Source organism: Streptomyces sp. NPDC059649 (assembly GCF_042734445.1).
Classification (GTDB): Bacteria; Actinomycetota; Actinomycetes; order Streptomycetales; family Streptomycetaceae; genus Streptomyces.
Map to the genome: position 1 here is coordinate 13,912 of NZ_JBHWDV010000065.1, position 18,465 is coordinate 32,376.

The 18,465-nt window shown below is 71.3% G+C and carries 17 protein-coding genes and 1 tRNA gene; 7 read left to right on the top strand and 11 right to left on the bottom strand.

Features of this window, described 5'->3' with window-relative positions; translation table 11 throughout:
• The first annotated feature begins 99 nt into the window (after positions 1–99).
• From ACFV1J_RS36015 to ACFV1J_RS36025, 3 genes are all read left to right on the top strand, one after another.
• Positions 100–1,245, top strand: a complete 1,146-nt coding sequence (locus tag ACFV1J_RS36015) for a hypothetical protein (RefSeq protein WP_385865458.1) — start codon at positions 100–102, stop codon at positions 1,243–1,245.
• Between the two features lie 639 nt (positions 1,246–1,884).
• Positions 1,885–2,478, top strand: a complete 594-nt coding sequence (locus ACFV1J_RS36020) for a lytic polysaccharide monooxygenase (protein ID WP_385865460.1) — start codon at positions 1,885–1,887, stop codon at positions 2,476–2,478.
• A gap of 322 nt (positions 2,479–2,800) precedes the next feature.
• On the top strand, positions 2,801–4,924 hold the full coding sequence (locus ACFV1J_RS36025; protein ID WP_385865462.1) for an AMP-binding protein: 2,124 nt from the start codon (positions 2,801–2,803) through the stop codon (positions 4,922–4,924).
• A gap of 165 nt (positions 4,925–5,089) precedes the next feature.
• Here the strand turns inward: ACFV1J_RS36025 and ACFV1J_RS36030 are convergent.
• The 9 genes from ACFV1J_RS36030 to ehuB all read right to left on the bottom strand — a co-directional run bounded on the left by ACFV1J_RS36030 (position 5,090) and on the right by ehuB (position 11,815).
• Positions 5,090–5,163: transfer RNA gene (locus ACFV1J_RS36030), tRNA-Lys, on the bottom strand.
• Positions 5,164–5,340: 177 nt separating this feature from the next.
• Positions 5,341–6,099, bottom strand: coding sequence for an IclR family transcriptional regulator (locus ACFV1J_RS36035; RefSeq protein WP_385865463.1), 759 nt, complete (start codon positions 6,097–6,099; stop codon positions 5,341–5,343).
• 473 nt (positions 6,100–6,572) lie between these two features.
• Positions 6,573–7,037, bottom strand: a complete 465-nt coding sequence (locus ACFV1J_RS36040; RefSeq protein ID WP_385865465.1) for a hypothetical protein — start codon at positions 7,035–7,037, stop codon at positions 6,573–6,575.
• A gap of 80 nt (positions 7,038–7,117) precedes the next feature.
• Positions 7,118–7,486 (bottom strand): hypothetical protein, encoded by a 369-nt coding sequence (locus ACFV1J_RS36045; RefSeq protein ID WP_385865466.1) that lies wholly within the window; start codon positions 7,484–7,486, stop codon positions 7,118–7,120.
• Positions 7,487–7,687: 201 nt separating this feature from the next.
• Positions 7,688–8,203, bottom strand: coding sequence for a winged helix-turn-helix domain-containing protein (locus tag ACFV1J_RS36050; protein WP_385865467.1), 516 nt, complete (start codon positions 8,201–8,203; stop codon positions 7,688–7,690).
• Positions 8,204–8,669: 466 nt separating this feature from the next.
• The gene (gene ehuA / locus ACFV1J_RS36055; protein WP_385865469.1) at positions 8,670–9,512 is read right to left on the bottom strand and encodes an ectoine/hydroxyectoine ABC transporter ATP-binding protein EhuA; all 843 of its coding nucleotides are present in this window, start codon (positions 9,510–9,512) and stop codon (positions 8,670–8,672) included.
• On the bottom strand, positions 9,502–10,119 hold the full coding sequence (ehuD, locus tag ACFV1J_RS36060) for an ectoine/hydroxyectoine ABC transporter permease subunit EhuD (protein ID WP_385865489.1): 618 nt from the start codon (positions 10,117–10,119) through the stop codon (positions 9,502–9,504). Before ehuD ends, ehuA begins: the two co-directional genes overlap by 11 nt.
• A 32-nt stretch (positions 10,120–10,151) precedes the next feature.
• Positions 10,152–10,883, bottom strand: coding sequence for an ectoine/hydroxyectoine ABC transporter permease subunit EhuC (ehuC, locus tag ACFV1J_RS36065; protein WP_385865471.1), 732 nt, complete (start codon positions 10,881–10,883; stop codon positions 10,152–10,154).
• On the bottom strand, positions 10,880–11,815 hold the full coding sequence (gene ehuB, locus ACFV1J_RS36070; protein WP_385865473.1) for an ectoine/hydroxyectoine ABC transporter substrate-binding protein EhuB: 936 nt from the start codon (positions 11,813–11,815) through the stop codon (positions 10,880–10,882). Before ehuB ends, ehuC begins: the two co-directional genes overlap by 4 nt.
• 143 nt (positions 11,816–11,958) lie before the next feature.
• Between ehuB and ACFV1J_RS36075 the strand changes: the two genes are divergently transcribed.
• Entirely contained in the window at positions 11,959–12,459 is a 501-nt protein-coding gene (locus ACFV1J_RS36075) for a DUF3830 family protein (RefSeq protein WP_385865475.1), read from the top strand.
• A gap of 23 nt (positions 12,460–12,482) precedes the next feature.
• On the opposite strand, the gene ACFV1J_RS36080 is transcribed toward ACFV1J_RS36075, so the two are convergent.
• Entirely contained in the window at positions 12,483–13,898 is a 1,416-nt protein-coding gene (locus ACFV1J_RS36080; protein WP_385865477.1) for an amidase, read from the bottom strand.
• 82 nt (positions 13,899–13,980) lie between these two features.
• Positions 13,981–14,946, bottom strand: a complete 966-nt coding sequence (locus ACFV1J_RS36085) for a D-2-hydroxyacid dehydrogenase (protein ID WP_385865479.1) — start codon at positions 14,944–14,946, stop codon at positions 13,981–13,983.
• 204 nt (positions 14,947–15,150) lie between these two features.
• Here ACFV1J_RS36085 and ACFV1J_RS36090 point away from each other — a divergent pair, with 204 nt between their 5' ends.
• From ACFV1J_RS36090 to ACFV1J_RS36100, 3 genes are all read left to right on the top strand, one after another.
• Positions 15,151–16,098 carry a decarboxylase gene (locus ACFV1J_RS36090; protein ID WP_385865482.1) on the top strand — a complete coding sequence of 316 codons (948 nt, stop codon included), beginning with the start codon at positions 15,151–15,153 and terminating at the stop codon, positions 16,096–16,098.
• A 137-nt stretch (positions 16,099–16,235) separates the two neighbouring features.
• Positions 16,236–16,967, top strand: coding sequence for a decarboxylase (locus tag ACFV1J_RS36095; protein ID WP_385865483.1), 732 nt, complete (start codon positions 16,236–16,238; stop codon positions 16,965–16,967).
• 127 nt (positions 16,968–17,094) lie between these two features.
• Positions 17,095–18,225, top strand: coding sequence for an LLM class flavin-dependent oxidoreductase (locus ACFV1J_RS36100; RefSeq protein ID WP_385865485.1), 1,131 nt, complete (start codon positions 17,095–17,097; stop codon positions 18,223–18,225).
• The last annotated feature ends 240 nt before the right edge of the window (positions 18,226–18,465 follow it).

Sequence of the window (18,465 nt, forward strand, 5' to 3'; positions counted from 1 at the left end):
ACGTCCGCGACTCCGGGGACGGAAGCGATGCCAGGGGCGGAAGCGACTCCGGGGACGAAAACGATGCTGGGGTCGGTCGGGGTGGAAGAGGCTTCTGTTATGTCCGGGACGGTGGCGGCTCCGGGCGTGGCGGGCTCCGTACCGGCCGCACGGCGCGGTACGGAAGCGGACCCGTCGACCGACGGCGGCGCTGGCGGCCAGCAGGGCGCCGGCCACGACCCCCGCGTACACGGCTTCCTGCCGGAGCGGCCACCGGTCCGTTCCATGATCGGAACGTGGAGCCGGCTGGACGCCATAGCGCGTGCCGCCGCGACCGCACCCGACCGCGAGACCGCCGTCGCACTCGTCGAACGCGCCCATCGCGACGGCGAGTTGACCGCCCTGCGACAGCGGGTCTCCCGTCTCTCGCCGCGCAACGCGGAGGCCGCGGCCATGCGCATCGCCGTGATCGCGGTGGCGTGCGGCTGGTGCGGACTGGACCCGCAGGCGCCGGCCGCACGCGAGGTCGCCGACGAGGCGTTCCTCGAACTGTGGGCGGCCATCGCGCACCGCATCGATCACGACCAGTTCGTCGCGCTGCCCACCCTCGCCCTCCACAACTGGGCCCCCGAACGCAAGCCCCGCCGCCACATCCCCATCGACCAACTGGCCCGCACCGAACAGCTCGTACCCATCGTGCGCTGGGCCCCCGAAGGGCAACCGCTCAGCCGCCTGGACCGGCTGATGCTCGCCGCCACCCGCCTGGAGGCACACGGGATCTGGCTGCTGCGGCTCGCCGAGACCCTCGCGGGCCGTTCGCCCGACGACTCCTCCACGCCGACGGCGCTCCGCCGCCTGGTACGGGTCCAGCACGCGCTGCGCGCCCAACTCCAGGCGGAAGCAGCGGAACTGGCGGCCGCGCCGGCCACTCCGCAGCAGCGCGCGGTGCTCGGCGCGCTCGTCGAACAGGGTGCCCTGGAGCCGCCCGTACTCCAGGCCGCCGACGCGGTACTCGGCATCGGCGGCCGACGCATGGGCGAGGGCCGCCGCCAACTCCTGCGCCGCCACCTCCCGGCCCAGCACCGTGCGTGGCTCAGCGCGATGGACCGGCACTGCGCGCCCGTACGCACCCTCGCCCACCGCGGCGGCCCCGACGCCGCCGTCTACCGCGAGGCCCAGGAATCCCTGATCGCCCTACGCCGCACCTACACCGCCCTGGTCCACACCGCCGCCCGCCCCACCACCCCCCTCCCCACAGCCGCCTGACCTGCCCTTCCTGCCTCACAGGCAGCTAACCCACCACCCTTCACAGCCGACTGACCCAACCCTTCACCACAGTCGTTTGCCTCTGCCCTTCGCCGCGCACCCGATCGCCCCTGCCCTTCGCCGCACCCGTCCGCCCCTGCCCTTCGCCGCACCCGTCCGCCGCTGCCCTGCCCCGAAGCTGCCCGCCCTGGCCCCACTCCTTCCCGCGGCCCCACCCCGCCCCCGCGTCGAGCCGCCACCGCGTCACCGATCCCGCGCCGATCACCCCTCCGCGGTGATCGGTCGCCTCGGATCGGTCAAGCCCGCGGCGGGTCTATCCCGGTCGCCCGTATCGATCCGGGGCCGGCCGCCCCGATCCGAGCGGCAGTCGAACCGAACCGAACCGATCCATATCGCCCCGCCCGGATCGTCGTCCGGCCCCGAGCCGAGCAACACCCGCCGCGGTCCGGTCACCCGTATCGCCCCAGCGGTGGGCCTCGGGCCTCCGTCTGATCGCTGCTCCGCTCGATGACCGACTGGATTCAGTCATGGCATTGGTCTGGACATGCTCAACACCGGTTATTAGTCTGCGATTTGGTCTAGACCGCACGGCACTTCACTCAGCTCACGGAACTCCCCCACGTTCTTCAGGAGCGAAGCATGCGCAAAAAGATCAGTGCTGCCGTCATCGGGCTCGGTGTCCTCGGTGTCTCGTTGCTCTCGACGGGCAGCGCCTCCAGCCACGGCTACAGTGATGCGCCGCCGAGCCGGCAGGCGCTCTGTGCCAACGGCACCGTCAAGGACTGCGGTGCGATTCAGTACGAGCCGCAGAGTGTTGAGGGGTCGAAGGGCTTCCCTGCCGCAGGTCCCGCGGACGGCAAGATTTGCTCCGGCGGTCACGACGACTTCGCCCAGCTCGACGACCCCCGTGGCGGCAAGTGGCCCGGCACCCAGCTCACTCCGGGCCAGGGCTACACCTTCACCTGGCGGCTCACCGCACGGCACGCCACCACGGACTTCGAGTACTTCATCACCAAGGACAGCTACGACCCCACCAAGCCCCTCACCCGCGCGGACCTCGAACCTCAGCCGTTCATGACGGTCCCCATGGGCGGCGCTCGGCCCGGGGAAACCGTCCAGCATCAGGGCACGATCCCCACGCAGAAGTCGGGCCGCCACATCATCCTGGGGGTCTGGAACATCGCCGACACCGGCAATGCCTTCTACGCCTGCTCGGACGTCGACCTGTCCTGAGCTGCCGCTCCTCCTGGCCGCCTGCCATCTCTGACCTCCACCTGTCTCGTTGGGCGTTGCTGCCCTTGACGCCTCCCCGGCTTCCCTCGGGGAGGCGTTAATTACGTTACGAGGGTCGGAAGTTGGGGGCGTCACACCACGGGTTGGTTGTGGTGGGGGTGTGGGGTGGTACCACGGGTTGAGGTGCGGCCGGGGGGAGCGGGTGGGTAGGCGGGGACAGCCCGCTTGTTGCGGGTTGCGGGTTGTGGGTTGCGGTAGTGGAAGGGGCAGGGAAAGCGGCGGGGGTAGGAAACTGACGGGGTGTCAGTTACAGTTCGGCGCCATGACGGCGGCCAAGGGCAAGGCCAACAGCAAGGACGAGGGCAAGGACAAGGGCAAGGTCAACGGCACGGCCAAGGGTGCGAGCGACGGCAGGGGCGACAGCGTCGGCAAGAGGAGCAGCAGCGGCAAGGCTGCGGGCGGCTGCGGGCCCGGTACCGTCGCTGAGCTGGTGCAGGCGCAGTGGGGTGATCAGCGGGTTGGTGCGCGGTGCGGGGAGCGGGTGCTGACGCATCACGAGCTGGCAGGGGGAGCCGCGGCGCGGGCCGCGCTGCTGGGGGAGCTGTTGCCGCGCGGTGCGGAGCCGCACATCGGTGTGCTGCTCGACAACGTCCTCGAGTATCCCCTGTGGCTGAGCGCGGCGGCCCTCGCCGGAGCAGCCGTGGTCGGGATCAACCCCACGCGGCGCGGCCCGGAGCTCATGCGCGACATCGGGCACACCGACTGCGCCTTGTTGATCACCGAACGTCGCTACCTACCGCTGCTCACCGGACTGGAACTCGAACCCGGACTCGGTATCGGCCCAGGTCACGGACCCGGCCCCGGCCCAGGTCACGGACCCGGCCCCGGCCCAGGTCACGGACTCGGCCCCGACCCCGGCCCCGGCCCCGACCCCGACCCCGAACTCGGCCCCGACTCCAGCCCCGCCCCCGCCCCCAGACCCGCCCCCGGCCCCGGACTCGGCATGGTGTCCTCCGAGCGGGTTCTGATCGTCGACGACCCTGCCTATGAGGAGCTGCTCCGCCCGTACGAGGGGGTCTCGCCGCGGGACACCCTGCCGGTTGCGGGGCGGCGGGGGGCGGGTGCGGCGCCGGGGCCGGGGACGCTGATGTTGCTCTACTTCACGTCCGGTTCCACCGGGGCGCCCAAGGCCGCCCTGTGCACCCAGGGCCGGCTGGCCGCCGCCGGCCGTTCGCTCGTCGATTTCCTCGGGGTACGGCGGGACGACGTGCACTACCTCTGCATGCCCATGTTCCACGGCAACGCCGTGATCGCCGGCTGGGCCCCCGCGCTGGCCGGCGGCGCGGGCATCGCGTTGCGCCGCCGCTTCTCGGCCTCCGCGTTCCTCCCCGACGTACGCCGCTACGGCGCCACGTACTTCACGTACGTAGGGCGCGCCGTCCAGTACCTGCTCGCCACCCCGCCCGCCCCCGACGACCGTGATCACCCGCTGCGTACCGGGTTCGGCACCGAGGCGGGCGCCGTCGACGTCGCCCGGTTCGCGGAGCGGTTCGGCGTCCGCCTGATAGAGGGGTACGGCTCCTCCGAGGGCGGCGCCGCCATCCAGCGCACCCCGGACACCCCGCCCGGCGCCATCGGCAGGCCCGCTCCCGGCGACGATCTCGCCGTCGTCGACCCGGAGACCGGCGACGAACTGCCACCCGCCCGGCTCGACGCGTCCGGCCGGCTGCTCAACGGTGAGGAGGCGATCGGCGAGCTGGTCAACCGGGGCCGCAGCTCCTTCGAGGGCTACTGGCGAAACCCCGAGGCGACCGCGGACCGTACGCGCGGCCGGTCCACGGGAGGGCAGGCCGGGGCCGGCTGGTACTGGACCGGTGATCTCTTCTTCCGGGACACCGAGGGGTTCTTCCACTTCGCCGGGCGGACCGACGACCGGCTACGCGTCGACAGCGAGAACCTGGCCGCCGCGATGATCGAGAACATCCTCGCCCGCTACGCCCCGGCCACCGGGGTCGCGGTGTACGCCGTGCCCGACCCGGTTGCCGGGGACCAGGTGATGGCGGCCCTGGCGCTGCGCGACGGGGCCGGATTCGACCCGGAGGACTTCGCGGCCTTCCTCGCCGCACAGCCCGACCTCGGGACGAAGATGGCGCCCCGGTTCGTACGGACGGTCGCAGCGCTGCCGGTCACCGCCACGAACAAGGTCCACCGGGTCGCGCTGCGGCGCACCGGCTTCCGCTGCCCGGAACCGGTGTGGTGGAGGCCGATGGGGGAGGGGCCGATGGGGGAGGGGCCGGCCGGGACGGGGCCTATGAGTCACTTGGGTCACCCGGGTCGTCCGGGTCACCCGGGCCACCTGGGGTACCGGAGGTTTACGGCGGAGGACCGGGACGCGCTGCTGGACGTCTACCGCGAGCACGATCGAATGGCGTTGCTGGAGCGCTGACCAGGCGAGGCGGTGACCGGACGAGGCGGTGACCGGACGGGGCGGTGACCGGATGGGCCGGAGAGTGGCGGTGGGCGTTGGGCGGCAGGCGTCGCAGGACTCGTAACGCCCCGCAGGCACAACGAAGTGGGCGCCCCCGGAAACCGAGGGCGCCCACTTCCTACGTGCGCCGCCAGGGACTCGAACCCCGGACCCGCTGATTAAGAGTCAGCTGCTCTAACCAACTGAGCTAGCGGCGCGCGCTGACGAAAGAAATACTACCTGGTCGAGAGGGGTGCTCATGACCACCTGCCGACAGCGCCACCTGCCGGGAGCGCCATCTGTCGAGAGCCCGGGTCCGCCCGCCCCGCCCCGATCCCCGAAGGCCCCACCGCTCAAATTGCCACCGCTGAAACGGCCGCCCAAACCGCCACCGCTCAAATCGCCAACGACAGCAGAACCGGCGCCGCCTTCCGGTTCAGGGTGTCGGCGGCCTGGCGGAGGCGGTGGGCGTGTTCCAGGGGCATCGACAGGGCGAGGCAGCCCACCGTGGAACCGGCCGTGATCGGTACGGCGGCGCAGACCGTGCCGACGGCGTACTCCTGGAGGTCCAGGACGGGGACCGTGGGCGGCTGGCTGTCGAGCTTGTGGAAGAGCACCTTCTCGTTGGTGATCGTCCGGGACGTGAGCCGGGCGGTCTTGTGGCGTGAGAGGTGGTCCATGCGGCCGTCGTGGTCGAGCTGCGCGAGCAGGCATTTGCCGACCGCGCTGGCGTGTGCCGTGCGGCGGAATTCGGCCCACTCGTTGACCTTCGGTGCCAGTGGGCCGTCGGCGTAGTGCAGGATCTTGACCTCGCCGTCGATGTACCGGCTGATGTAGACCGCCGCGCCGACCGAGTCCCGCAGCTGGTCGAGGGTGCGCTGCAGCTTGTCGCGCAGCGCCTGCTCGCGGTCGCCGCCGGATCCCAGCAGCAGGAGCGATTCGCCGACGACGTACGCGCCGTCGGAGACCTGCTCGACATAGCCCTCGCGCCGCAGCATCGACAGCAGGTGGGCCAGCTGGCCCGGGGACAGGCCGGTTTCCCGGGCGATCTGCACATCGGTCACGCCCTCGGCGTGCCTGGAGATCGTTTCGAGCACGCGCAGGGCGTACTGCACCGAATGGAACGGCGCGGTCGGCTCGGGCTTCAGCGCCACGGTGTCCCCCTAGCAGGTTGGTACCGCTTGCGTCGTCACCGCCGCAGGCGGGCCGGACGACGTCGTGGACGACCGATCCCGGACAACGGGGCTGCTATCACGATAGCGGCCAACGCCCTCCTATGGAGGGGGTCTTGACCGAAAAGAGGTGGGCGTCAGTTTTCTGTACTGCGGCTTGAGACTCTGGCATATGCCAAGGTCACGAAGGTCGAGGCCCCGGGGCAGGATCGCCCCGGTGGCACCCGACCGCCCCCGGGGCCGGCGGGGAAGGGCCCCGGGAGCGCAGGGGAAGCGATGAGATTCGGCCAACTCATGGCCGGTAGCTGGTCCGTTGCAGGTCGAAGGCGGGACGCGACGGGCCGGCGGGCCGTGAAGCGTACGGCGAGGGTGCCGCCGCGGCGTCGGACGGGCCGCCGGCCCGTCGGTCCGGTACGGCCGACGATCCGCTCAGGACGTCGGTGCCGGCTACCCGCTCAGGACGTCCTGAGCATCTTCTCGTCGCTGGTCCACTTGATCTTGTTGCCCTTCCAGGTGCTGACGTACCAGAGGAAGACATGCTTCTCGGCCATCTGGCGGTCGAAGTTGCAGACCTGCCAGCCGCCCTTGTAGTTGCCGTAACACCGGTAGCCCGGCTGGCCACCGGAGTTGACCGTGCCGCGGACCTCGACCCGCAGGCCGTCCTTGAGGGTGTCCTTGATCCAGACCCGGTCGCCCTTGGCCCGGAAGCACGCCATCCCGGCCATCTTGCGGCCGTTGGAGACGGTGTTGCAGTAGGGGTCGAACCTGGTCGACTTCCTCGTCGGCTTCGCCTTCTGGCTGTAGACCTTCTTCTGGGCGTGGACATCGCTGCCGGTGGCCGAGGCGGCGCCCGGCAGGGCGCCCACCAGGGCGGTGGCGGCGAGCGCGGCTCCCGCGGCGCCCGCAATCATCCTGCGCATGCGTATCTGCCTTCGCTGGTCATGAGGTGGTGGTGGCCGGCGGCCGGACGGCCGGTGGCCGGGTCGTGCGCCGGGACGGCTCAGCCGTAGAGGGCGTGGCTCCACACGGTCTTGTGCAGGCCCCTGCCCCACGAGGCGGTGACCTTGGTGCGCCACTTCTGCACCGGCATGTCGTCCTTGACCTCGCGGGTCGACTTGAAACAGGACCTGCCGTGGCTCTCGCAATGGGCCGTCGCCATCTTCTTCTTGCCCTTGTAGAGGGTGACGGTGAACTTGGTGTAGGCGGGCTTGTAGTTGCACTTGATGGCGCCGCTGCCGAACTTGTCGGTCTTGCGGTCGACCCGGTCGGTGTAGGCGGAGACCTTGCAGCTCTGCTTCTGCACCGTGGCCCCGTGGTCCGCGGCGAGCGCGGTGCCCGATGCCATTCCCGTCGTACCGAGAATGCTCACGGTGGCGGCACTCACGAGGAGTGCGCGGGCTGCCTGGTGAACGCACATCTGTATCCCCCTTCGATTCCTTATCGGCCGGGGCGGGAGCGATCCGCCCGGGGGAATTCCGGATAGTGTCCGGAATTCCCCCGGCGGTGTCCCCGCCGGTGAATCGCTCTCAGTCTTGAGGAGACCGGCGGGGCGGCCAATGTCGGGGCGATGTCAGTTCGCTGACGGCTGCCGGGCCGGGGGTGCCAGCCGCAGGCCGTAGCCGCGGACCGAGGCGATGCACACATCGACGCCGGCCTGTTCCAGCTTCCGCCGCAGGCGGCGTACGGCGCTGTGGATCACCGTGGTGTCCACCCCGCAGGACGCTCCCCAGACGTCCCTGACGAGTTCCGGGAACGACACCACCCGGGTGCCCTCCCGGGCGAGGCGGGCCAGCAACCCGGTCTCCTGGGCCGTCAGTTCCAGCGGAACGCCGTGCCACAGCGCCCGTTGTTCGTCCGGCCGGATCTCCAGATGACTGACGCGGAGCGGGGCCGGCCGCCGGGCCGTGCCCGCCGGCGGTTCGCCGTCCATCAGGCGTCTGGCCTGGTCCAGGTCGCGGACGAGGAGGACCGGCAGATTGCTGTGCAGCAGTTCGTTGAGGTGCTCGACGTCGTCGACGGTGTCGGCGACGACCACCGCGTAGGCGTCCGGATGGCGGACCGGCGGCTCCTGGGTGTGCGTGCTCACATCAGCTCCTCGGGAATGCACCAGGAGGGACATCGGGCCAGGAGGGGCGGGTGGTGCCGGATGCTCTTCGATGGCCGCCGACTGATATGGCGAAATATGAGACGTGCACGTCTCCACTGTCCTTCCCATGAAAAAGGGACCCCGTCGCAATTCCTGCGGACAGACACCTGGGACGGACCGACTCCGTTCGTCCACCCTGGTCATGAGGTGGCGTCAGGCGCGTCGCGCAGGCAGTGTTGGAACGGTAGACGTTAGACGCATTTTCGGCCATAGGTCGGGGACTTGAGGAACTGTTGAGCCGATCGCGCCGGGCCGTTCCGGGCGATATTGCGGGATTCGGCGGGCAAGGGTGCCGGTGTGCGGAAATGAGAAAGGTGGTGCGCCCCGGGTAAGCGGGGCACACCACCTGAACGCCGCGCCGGTCACCGGGGTTTCACCACACCTCCCGGTGCCGTGCGCAGCCGGGTCACAGCACGGCGCTGAGGAATTCCCGGGTGCGTTCGTGTTCCGGCTCGCTGAAGATCTGCTCCGGCGGGCCGAATTCGATGACCCTTCCGGAGTCGAACATCATCACGCAGTCGGAGATGTCCCGGGCGAAGTTCATCTCGTGGGTGACGCACAGCATGGTGATGTCCGTGGTGTGCGCGATGTCCCGCAGCACGTCCAGGACGCCGGCCACCAGTTCCGGGTCCAGGGCCGAGGTGACCTCGTCCAGCAGCAGCACCTGCGGGCGCATCGCCAGGGCGCGGGCGATCGCGACCCGCTGCTGCTGGCCGCCGGAGAGCTGGGTGGGGTACTTGTCGAGGTGCTCGGTCAGGCCGACCAGGTCGAGCAGTTCGCGGGCGCGCTCCTCGGCGGCGTCCTTGTCGAGGCCGAGGACGTGCACCGGGGCCTCGGTGATGTTGCGCAGCACCTTCATGTTGGGGAAGAGGTTGAACTGCTGGAAGACCATCCCGATGTTCTTGCGGACCTCGCGGATGTGCTTCTCCCCGGCGGGGACGAGCTTGCCGGCCTTCTCCTCGTGGGTCAGGAAGTGCGGGCCGACCTTGATGGTGCCCTCGTCCGGCTTCAGCAGCGTCATCAGCAGCCGCAGGATCGTGGTCTTGCCGGATCCGGACGGGCCGATGAGGGTGACGTGCTTGCCGGAGTAGACGGTCATGTCCAGCGAGTCGAGGACGGTGTGGGTGCCGAACCGCTTGGTGACGCTGTCGAAGCGGATCAGCTCGGTCTCTCCCCCGGCCTCCGGGCGGGACGGGCTTCCGTCCGCGGGGCCGGCCTGGTCGTTCGGCGGTGTGCGGTCAGCGGACAAGACGACGCTCCAGGGCTCGCAGGAGGAGGGAGGTGGGGTAGGAGATGACCACGAAGAGGATGCCGACGACGGTGATCGGCTCCAGGTAGTCGAAGGTGGTGGCGCTGATGCTGTTCGCCTGGAAGAGCATGTCGGCGACGGTGATGCCGGCCAGCATCGGCGTGTCCTTGAACATCGCGATGACGTAGTTGCCGAGCGCGGGGACGACGCGGCGGAACGCCTGCGGCAGGATCACCGCGATCCAGGTGCGCCGGCGCGGCAGGTTGAGGGCGGTGGCCGCCTCCCACTGGCCGGGCGGGACCCCGTCGATGCCGGCGCGGTAGACCTCCGAGGTGTACGTCGAGTAGTGCAGGCCCAGGCCGATCACGCCGGTGGTGAGCGGCGCGAAGGTCAGGCCCCAGCTCGGCAGGACGAAGAACAGGAAGAACAGCTGCACCAGCAGCGGGGTGTTGCGGATGAATTCGACGACGATGCTGACCGGCCAGGTCACCCAGCGGCGGCCGGAGCGCAGCAGCAGCGCCCACACCAGTCCGAGGGCGAACGAGACGAGGGAGCCGTAGATCGTCGCCTGGACGGTGATCCACAGGCCCGCCAGGAGGTCGGGCATGATGTCGCCGACGTAGCTCCATGACCAGTTGTTCACGGCTTTCCTCCGGTGGCCAGCGCCTCGGGGCCCTGCTGTTCGACGGGCAGTTTGCGGGAGAACCAGCCCTCGCCGCGGGGCACCGCCCGGCCGACCGAGGCCTTGGCGCGGCGTTCCAGCAGCCGCATGATCCGGGTCACCGCGAAGGCGACCACGAAGTACAGGACGAGGATGATGCCGTAGACCTGGGCGCTCTGGCCGGTCGACAGCCGGGCCAGCTTGGCCTGGAACGTCAGCTCACCGATGGACAGCAGCGAGGCCAGCGCGGTGCCCTTGAGCAGCTCGATCAGCAGGTTGTTGAACGGCGGCATCATCTCGGGCACGGCCTGCGGAAGTATCACCTTCCGCAGCCGCTGCCAGGGCGAGAAGCTCAGCGCGATGGCCGCCTCGCGCTGGGCGGGCGCCACGGCCTGGACGGCGCCGCGGACGATCTCGGAGCCGTACGCGCCGTACGACAGGCCGAGCGCCAGGGTGCCCGCCCAGATCCCGGCGAGCTGCCAGCCGAGCAGGGGCAGCGCGAAGAACAGCCAGAACATCAGCACCAGCGCCGAGGTGCCGCGGAAGAATTCGACGTACACGCCGGACAGGAAGCGGACGATCCAGAAGCGTGAGGTGCGGGCGAGGCCGATGCCGAAGGCGACGGCGGCGGCGAGGGCGGCGCTGTAGACCATCAGCTGGACGGTGATCCACAGCCCTTTCAGGAAGAGTTCCCACAGCGCAGAGGTCACTTTTTGCAGAGCTCCTTCGCCGTGAGGTCGGTCATGAACTCCTCGGTGAATCCGAAGGGTTTGGCGATCCGCAGGAGTTCGCCGCTCTTCTTCATCTTGTGGAGTTCGCGGTTGAACGCGTCGCGGAGATTCGTCTCGCCGATGCGGAAGCCGTAGCCGCCGCCGTCGCGCTGAGGTTTTCCGTCGACCTTCGGGGTGAAGGGCGGGGTCATGCCGACCTTGGGGTGCTGGCCGGTCTTGAGCGCTTCGATCATGGTCAGCGCGGTGCCGGCGAAGCAGTCGATGCGGCCGGCCTCCAGCGCCTCCATTCCGGCGATCTGGTCGCCGTAGGTCTGGATGTCGCCTTTCCGGACGCCGTTGCCGACCGCGTAGTCGATCTCCGCGTAGCCGATTCCGGTGCCCATGCGGAGCCCCTGCCGGGCGATGTCCGGATAGTCCTTGATCTTGTGCGGATTGCCCTTGGCGACGAGGAAGGCGTCCTTCGACTCGTAATCCGGGTCGGAGAACAGCACGGCCGCGCAGCGGGCCTTGTTGATGAACATGCCCGCGACGATCACGTCGTACTGGAAGGAGTGCAGTCCGGGCACCAGGGCGCCGAATTCGACGGGCACCGGCTCGAAATGCCGGATGCCGAGCCGCTGGAAGATGGTCTTGGCGACGGCGGGGGCCTCGCCGGTCAGTTCGCCCTTGCTGTTGATGGAGGCGTAGGGCGGCTCACTGGCGATGCCCATCCGGACGGTGCCCTTGCTGCGCAGGTCGTCGAGGAGGTGGCCGCCGTCGGTCGCACCGCTGATGTCGACCCGGGAGCAGCCCGCGGTCGCTCCGAGGGCACCCGCGCCGAGCGCCGCCACCCCCGCGAGCAGCGATCGGCGGCCGATGCCGCGTGGCAATGTGCCGGTCATTTTTGAGGTGTTCCATGGTGGTGGAGCCATGGGCGCGCGGCTACCCGAACGGCGGGCAGATATGCCGTTCGTTTCCGGCCCTTGATACAAGCCCGTCCGGGCCGTGTTCCGGTCATGTTCCCCGCTGGTCCGTAGTGTTCCGTACGCCGGTATTGCCCCCCTACGATCTGAGCATGACCGATCGCTTCATCGAAGTCTCGTTGGACAAGCGCGGCGTCAGCTGCACGGCCAAGCTGCTCGACGACCGCGCTCCGATCACCTGCGACGCCGTGTGGGACGCCCTCCCGCTCGGCGGCGACGTCTACCACGCCAAGTACGCCCGCAACGAGATCTACGCCCTCGTCGAGCCGTTCGCGCCGGAGGAGCCGCCGTTGGAGAACCCGACGATCACCCCGATCCCCGGCGATCTGTGCTACTTCACCTTCAGCGACACCCAGTTGGGCACCGCCTCCTACGGGTACGAGCGCGCGGCCAAGCACCGCGGCCGGGCCACCGTCGTCGACCTGGCGCTGTTCTACGAGCGCAACAACCTGCTGATCAACGGTGATGCGGGCTGGGTGCCGGGCATCGTGTGGGGCAGCGTCGTCGACGGCCTGGACCGGATGGCGGACGCCTGCCAGGACCTGTGGCGGGCCGGCGCCCTGGGGGAGACCCTCTCCTTCCGGCGCGCCTGAGGGACCGTCTTCGCCCGGCGCTCCTACGGGGCCGGGGGTGCGGGGATCGCCGCGGCCCCCGCCTCGTAGAGGGCGTGCGCGGCGCGCAGCACGAGTGCGTCCGCATGCCGCGCGCCGACCAGCTGCACGCCGATCGGCAGCCCGTCCCCGTCCACCCCGCACGGCACGGTCGCCGCGGGCTGCTGGGTCATGTTGAACGGGTAGGTGAACGGCGTCCAGCCGGTCCAGCGGGTGTGGCCGGACCCGGCGGGCACCTCGACACCCGCCTCGAAGGCGGTGATCGGTTCGGTCGGGGTCACCAGCAGGTCGTAGCTCTCGTGGAAGCGGCCCATCGCCTGTCCGAGCGCCATCCGCGTGTCCACCGCCGCCAGATAGTCCAGCGCGCGGTAGCCGGCGCCCTGCGCGACGATCTCGGCGAGCCCGGGGTCGAGCAGTGCCCGGTCCGCCTCGTCGAGGTGCTCGACGACCCGGGCCGCCCCGCTGAACCACAGGACGTGGAAGGCCGCCACCGGGTCCGCGATGCCCGGGTCGGCCTCCTCGACGTGCGCACCGAGCCCGGCGAGCACCTCGACGGCCGACCGGACCGCGGCCGCCACCTCGCCGGCCACCGGCACGTCCCAGCCGAGTGACGGGCTGTAGGCCACCCGCAGCCCGGCGACCGGGCCGGTGAGCGCCGCCCGGAACGAGCCCGCGGCCGGCCCGAGCTGGGACCAGTCCCGCGGGTCCGCGCCGCTGATCACGTCCAGCATCAGCGCCGCGTCGGCCGCGTCCCGGGTCATCGGCCCGACGTGCGCCAGCGTCCCGAACGGGCTCGCCGGATACATCGGCACCCGCCCGTACGTCGCCTTCAGCGCGAAGATCCCGCAGAACGACGCCGGGATGCGCACCGATCCGCCGCCGTCGGTGCCCAGGCTCAGCGGCCCGGCGCCCAGCGCCACCGCCGCCGCGCTGCCGCCGCTGGACCCGCCCGAGGTGCGCCGCGGATCGTACGGATTGCCGGTCACCCCGTGCCGCGGTGAGTCGGTGACGCCCTTCCAGCCGAACTCCGGGGTGGTGGTCTTGCCGAGGAACACCGCACCGGACTCCCTCAGCCGGGCCACCGACGGCGCGTCCTCCTCCCACGGCCCCTCGGCCCGCACCGTCCGCGAACCGCGCAGCGTGGGGGTGCCCCGGGTGAGGATCAGGTCCTTGACGGTGACCGGCACCCCGTCCAGCGGCCCGGACGGCGTCCCGCGGCGCCAGCGCTCCGCCGACTCCCCGGCCGCCGCCAGCGCCGGCTCCGCGTCGATCCGGGCGAAGCAGTTCGTGGCGGCCTGGGCGGCCTCGGCGCGTTCCAGGGCGGCCCGGGCGGCCTCGACGGGGGAGAACTCGCCGGCGGCGTAGCCGGCCGTCAGGCGGGCGGCGGTGAGGTCGGCGAGGTGGGTCGGTTCGGTGGTCATCCGTCCTCCGAGCGTCGAGCCGCCCCGGCGGGACGGCGGGCGGGGGCGGGGCGGCCGCGCCGGCGGCGGGGCGCCCGCGCCGTCACTGCACCGGCACGTACCCGAGCCGCTTGTCGACCACGTTGGCGAGCGGCTCGCCGGCCGCCCAACGGTCGAAGTTGTCCTGGAACTGCTCGGCCAGCGCGTCCCGCCAGCCCAGGGTGTCGCCGCTCATGTGCGGCGAGACGATCAGGTGCGGCACGTCCCACAGCGGGCTGTCCGCGGGCAGCGGCTCGCTGTCGAAGACGTCCAGCGCGGCCGCCGCGATCCGCCACTCGCGCAGCGCCGCGATCAGGTCCGGTTCGACGACCAGGGGCCCGCGCCCGACGTTGACGAAGCGGGCCCGCGGCGGCATCAGCGCGAACGCCTCCTTGCCGAACAGGCCCCGGGTGGCGTCCGTCAGCGGCGCCGCGCACACCACCCAATCCGCGTGCGGCAGCAGGCGGTTGAGCGCGTCACTCGGATGGACCAGCCCGAATTGCGGATCGTCCGGACGCTCCCGGCGGCCGACCAGATCGACCTTGACACCCAGTGCCAGGAGGGTGCTGCCGATGGCCCGGCCGATCGGCCCGGAGCCGACCACCACGGCGCGGGTGCCGGCCAGCCGCAGCGTCTCGCGGTGCTGCCAGCGCCGCTGCCGCTGGAGCTCCCAACTTCCGTAGAAATCCTTTGCCATGGCGATCACCAGGCCGGCGACGTACTCGGCGATCGGCTGCTCGAAGACGCCCCGGGCGTTGGTGACCACGGTGTCGTCGGCGATCAGTGCCGGGCACAGCAGCTGGTCCACGCCGGCGCTCGCCGTGTGCACCCAGCGCGGTTTCGGGCCCCGTTCCGGCCATGCCGCGCGGATCGCCTCGGAGGTGAAGTCCCAGGCCAACAGCACGTCGGCGGTGGGGAGTCGGCCGGCCAGCCCGGCCTCGTCGGTGAAGATCACCCGGGCCCGGCCGGTCAGCCGGTCGAGCGTGGGCGGCGGGTCGGAACCGAGGACGAGGACGGTGCTTTCGGACATAGCCAGGAACCGTTTCGAAAGGTGTGCCCGCTTCGCTGGAACAGGGCGCCGACAGATGCCTGAGATGCGAGGATTGACCACGCTAAGAAGTCGTATCTACCGTGTCAACAACGGCTCTGTCCCGACGTCCCGGCTTGCTCCGGCTGCACTTCTTCCACGGCCACCGGCCTGGTCTTTCCAGCCCTTCGTTTCTAGGGGCCTTCAATGGACGTCTCTTTTCTGGGTGGCCCCCAGCCTCAGCTCGGTGTGGGCGTTGTCGCCCCTTTTGACTTCGCGCTCGACCGCGAGCTGTGGCGCTGGGTGCCCGACGACGTGTCCCTCCACCTCACCCGAACCCCCTTCGTGCCCGTCGAGGTGAGCCTCGATCTGGCCCGGCTGGTCAGCGAGCACGAAACGCTGGACGCTGCCGTCCAGGCGCTGTGCGCGGTGTCCCCGCAGGTCATCTGCTACGCCTGTACCTCCGGCAGCTTCGTCGGCGGGCTGGCGGGCGAACGGGCGATGTGCGCCGCCATGGCACAGGCGGGGGACGTGCCCTCGCTGACCACCTCCGGCGCACTGCTGGAGGCGCTGCGCGAGATCGGCGCCCGGCGGATCGCCGTGGTCACGCCGTACACGAGATCGGTCACCGACTCCCTGGAGGACTATCTCGGCGAGGCGGGCATCACGGTCACCGGCCGCGCCTACCTCGGCCTGACCCGGCACATCTGGAAGGTGCCCTACCGCGACGTCGTCGACATGGCCCGGGCGGCCGTCGTCGGTGCCGCCGACGCGCTCTTCATCAGCTGTACGAACCTGCCGACGTACGACGTGATCCCGCAGCTGGAGGCGGAGTTGCGGATGCCGGTGCTGTCCGCCAACCAGGTGACGATGTGGGCGGCGCTGCGGGCCATCGGGGTCCGGGCGGTGGGACCGTACCAGGCACTGCTCGATCCGGTGGCGCGGCGCGGACCGGCCGCGATGACCGGCTGGGAGCCGCCGCGCGACGGGCCGCTGTCGCCGAGCGGCGGGCCGCTGTCGACGGACGGCGGCGGCCCGCGGGGGACCCCCGAGGCCGCGTTCGCCGGACCGCCCGCACCCCCCGACGGCGAACCGGACGGCGTGGAGCCGCCCCATCTGCCACCCGACGATCCGGGCCCGCTGCCCCCGGTTTGAGGTCGGTCCGAACCCGGCCCGGAACCGTACCGAGGATGCCGCCGGCGCCGTCCGTGTCGCCGGCCGCGCTCCTGCCCCGGCTCACCGCCCGCCCCCACCCCGCGCATCCGGCACCCGCACATCCAAGGGAGACCCGCATGGCATCGGTCGGCTTCCTCTATCCCGGTCACTCCGCGGAGGACGACTACCCCCGGCTCGAAACGCTCCTGGGCGGCTCGGTCCGCCTGCCGCTCGTGCACACCGACATCGGCGAGGACGCCCACCGGGCCGACGCGCTGCTGGAGATGGGCTCCGCGACCCGGCTGGCGGCCGGCGTCGACGAGCTGAAGGAACGCGGCGCCCAGGCCGTCGTCTGGGCCTGCACCAGCGCCAGCTTCATCTACGGCTGGGAGGGCGCCCACGACCAGGTCCGCGAACTGTCCGTCACCGCCGGCCTGCCCGCTTCCAGTACGTCCTTCGCCTTCGCGCACGCCCTCCAGGCGCTCGGCGCCCGCCGGGTGGCGATCGCCGCGACGTATCCGGACGACGTCGCCGAGTACTTCCGGGCGTTCTTGAAGTCCGCCGGTGCGGAGGTGGTCTCGACCCGAGGCAGCGGCATCATCACCGCCGCCGAGGTCGGCACCTGGGGAGGCGAGGAGGTCCTCGCACTGGCCCGTGCCGGCGACCACCCCGACGCCGAGGCCGTCCTGCTCCCCGACACCGCCCTGCACACCGCCGCCCATCTGCCCGCCCTGGAGGCGGAGCTGCGCAAACCGGTGCTCACCGCCAATCAGGTGACGGCCTGGGAGGGGCTGCGCCTGCTGGGCCGGCCGCTGTGCCGCCCGGCCCTGGGCACGCTGTTCGCCCGGACGGCGGGGGACCTCGCCTAGCAGGGCCGGCAGGGTTTCCCCCTAGGGGAATTCTCCGGGGCGGGCGGTGCCGGCCCCGGGAATAAGTGGAGCGCCTCTCCGGTTGTCGTCGGGGCAGACCCAGCGACACGAGGAGAGGACCCGCACCGTGAGCGGCGAAGACGACAACCGGGCCGGCGGCCGGACGCAGCACGACGACGGCGACGAAATACGCGGTACGGCCCGCGGCAGCGCCCCCGTGCCGCTGTCCGTGCTCGACCTGGTGACGGTCGGCGCCGGCCACACCGCAGCCGACGCCGTCCGCACCGCCGTCGACCTCGCCCGTACGGCCGAACGCCGCGGCTTCCACCGCTACTGGGTCGCCGAGCACCACTCCATGCCCGGCGTGGCCTCCTCCTCACCCGCGGTGCTGCTCGCCCACCTCGCCGCCCACACCGCACGCATCCGGCTCGGCTCCGGCGGCGTGATGCTGCCCAACCACGCCCCGCTGGTCATCGCCGAGCAGTTCGGCACCCTGGAGGCGATGGCCCCCGGCCGGATCGACCTGGGCCTGGGCCGCGCACCGGGCACGGACGGCGCCACCGCCGCGGCCCTGCGCCGGGCCGAGCGCCTGAACGAGGGCGCGGAGGAATTCCCGCAGCAGCTGGCCGAGTTGACCCGCTTCCTGGACGACTCCTTCCCCGACGGCCACCCGTACGCGAGGATCCACGCGGTGCCGGGGCCGGTACAGGCCACTTCGCCCGGCGGCGTCCAGTCCCCGCACCGCCCGCCGCTGTGGCTGCTCGGCTCGTCCGGCTTCAGCGCCCGTCTCGCCGGTTCGCTCGGCCTGCCGTTCGCCTTCGCGCACCACTTCTCCGCGGCCAACACCCTGCCCGCGCTCGACCTCTACCGCGCCTCCTTCCGGCCCTCCGAGACCCTCGCCGAGCCGTACGCGCTGATCGGTGTCTCCGCGCTGGCCGCCGAGGACGAGCGGGAGGCCCGCCGCCAGGTCATGACCGGCGCGCTCGCGATGGTCCGGCTGCGCACCGGCCGCCCCGGCCTCGTCCCCATCCCCGAGGAGGCCGCGGCGTACCCCTTCAACGAACTGGAGCGCGGCTTCGTCGACAGCTGGCTGGCCAACGTCGTCCACGGCACCCCCGACGAGGTCCGCCAGGGCCTCGACGACCTCGCCAAGCGCACGGGCGCGGACGAGCTGATGATCACCGCCAATGCGCACGGGGGCGCGGCGCGGGTCCGCTCTTACGAGTTGATCGCCGACGCGTACGGCTTCGCCGGGTAGCCGTACGTACTTGGCTTTCCCGCCGTGGGGGTTGTTGTTGTTTCCCGCCTTCGGCGGGGTGGGGTTGGTTGGGCCGGGGGGCGCTCGCTGTCGTTGTGGTGCCGGGTGTGGTCCTCCGGGGGCGCATTTCCGGACTGCTTCGCTTTACGTCCGGAAACCCGCCCCCTCCGGCCCACCCCCTCCCGCCGGGATCCGCGCCCCCGCCCGGTGGGGAGAAATGTCAAAGACCAGGGGCTCGGC

What these genes read in the sequence shown, in the direction of transcription:
- ACFV1J_RS36095 (WP_385865483.1), top strand. Translation starts at nt 16,236, where the DNA reads ATGGCATCGGTCGGCTTCCTCTATCCCGGTCACTCCGCGGAGGACGAC.
- ehuD (WP_385865489.1), bottom strand. Translation starts at nt 10,119, where the DNA reads ATGCCCGACCTCCTGGCGGGCCTGTGGATCACCGTCCAGGCGACGATC.
- ACFV1J_RS36085 (WP_385865479.1), bottom strand. Translation starts at nt 14,946, where the DNA reads ATGTCCGAAAGCACCGTCCTCGTCCTCGGTTCCGACCCGCCGCCCACG.
- ACFV1J_RS36080 (WP_385865477.1), bottom strand. Translation starts at nt 13,898, where the DNA reads ATGACCACCGAACCGACCCACCTCGCCGACCTCACCGCCGCCCGCCTG.
- ACFV1J_RS36015 (WP_385865458.1), top strand. Translation starts at nt 100, where the DNA reads ATGTCCGGGACGGTGGCGGCTCCGGGCGTGGCGGGCTCCGTACCGGCC.
- ACFV1J_RS36090 (WP_385865482.1), top strand. Translation starts at nt 15,151, where the DNA reads ATGGACGTCTCTTTTCTGGGTGGCCCCCAGCCTCAGCTCGGTGTGGGC.
- ACFV1J_RS36040 (WP_385865465.1), bottom strand. Translation starts at nt 7,037, where the DNA reads ATGCGCAGGATGATTGCGGGCGCCGCGGGAGCCGCGCTCGCCGCCACC.
- ehuB (WP_385865473.1), bottom strand. Translation starts at nt 11,815, where the DNA reads ATGGCTCCACCACCATGGAACACCTCAAAAATGACCGGCACATTGCCA.
- ACFV1J_RS36020 (WP_385865460.1), top strand. Translation starts at nt 1,885, where the DNA reads ATGCGCAAAAAGATCAGTGCTGCCGTCATCGGGCTCGGTGTCCTCGGT.
- ACFV1J_RS36025 (WP_385865462.1), top strand. Translation starts at nt 2,801, where the DNA reads ATGACGGCGGCCAAGGGCAAGGCCAACAGCAAGGACGAGGGCAAGGAC.
- ACFV1J_RS36075 (WP_385865475.1), top strand. Translation starts at nt 11,959, where the DNA reads ATGACCGATCGCTTCATCGAAGTCTCGTTGGACAAGCGCGGCGTCAGC.